1 protein-coding gene is annotated in these 1,106 nt (G+C 51.3%); it reads right to left on the bottom strand.

The window, feature by feature from the left end; genetic code table 11:
• Positions 1-62: 62 nt before the first annotated feature.
• Complete coding sequence (locus tag B9H04_RS17820) at positions 63-467, bottom strand: SHOCT domain-containing protein (RefSeq protein ID WP_080508641.1); 405 nt, start codon at positions 465-467, stop codon at positions 63-65.
• Between the last annotated feature and the right edge of the window lie 639 nt (positions 468-1,106).

Here is a 1,106-nt window from a genome sequence, read left to right as displayed (position 1 = left end):
GCGCGAACGTGGCACGTCGCAGTGACGAAATCGATATATATCGATTCGGTCAGCGTAAATACCTACTCTAACACACGTTCACTCTCGGTCTTTCGCTGTTCCGGTTCTTCCGTTTCGATGAGTTGATCAAGACGTCGCTCAAATGCTTCGTCGTCAATTTCGCCCTCCGCGTATCGTCGTCGAAGCGTTTCAATCGGTGTCTCATTTGCGTCGTCTATCTGCTGGTCGTCCTGTGGACTGGATGCTGGAGCCGCATTCGCCTGACGGACGACACCTAGTGTTAATTGTCCGGATATTCCGAGTATTACTGTACTGACCAAGAGAAACAAGAGGCCTGCCGCAACGTTTCCACTCAGTCCGATAAGTCCGAGCACAAACGCGGGGACACCGAGCAAACCGCCGATGATAGCAATCGCAGTTCGACCAGCGGGGCTGTGGGGGGCATAGCGGTGGACCAATTCGTACACAATACCTCTATGACCATTTTACAACTTAAAAATCGCGGAAGTGGGACTGAACCCCTCTAGAAGATGTACATCTGCTTATTAGCGGGACGGAATACTAGCGAGTCAGCATACACGTTCTATCGGTTAGTTCTGGATTTAGATGGAGAAAATAACGGATTTCCGTGCTATCTACACTCTCTGTACCTCGCACCTCACTACTGACAGAAACTGGGGAGATCTCGTGGGCATTGTTGAATACAGTGCGCGAGTCTTGCACGGAGTGACATCTCGATTTCAGGCAAACGAAGTGCTCAGTACAGAGGAGACGCCTTTCACAGGTAGGTCCTCGGTAGAGAGCGTCATCTCTCTGGAACGGTCACTCCGCTATTGAGGCCACTGACGGAAGGACGAGCCCGGTCACTGCCATCACCATGCCAATGGCGACTAGTATAGAACCCAAAGTCATGTCACCAGGTGTAGTAAACCCACGTGTGTACATCTGCAGGTCGTGAAACCCACCAGCCAGTACGAATGCGATGCCACACAGTTGGAGTCTCGTCTCAATGGAGGACACAATCGATACCCCCAGGGGGCGAATTTAATCCCTGTCGATATTCAGTAGCGATGTCTGTTTGCTGAGTACAACCTCTGTATCTCGCA

This window comes from Halorubrum ezzemoulense DSM 17463, assembly GCF_002114285.1.
GTDB classification, from domain to species: Archaea; Halobacteriota; Halobacteria; order Halobacteriales; family Haloferacaceae; genus Halorubrum; species Halorubrum ezzemoulense.
Note: the sequence above shows the minus strand (reverse complement) of the source record. Positions and strands in the feature narration are given on the sequence as shown.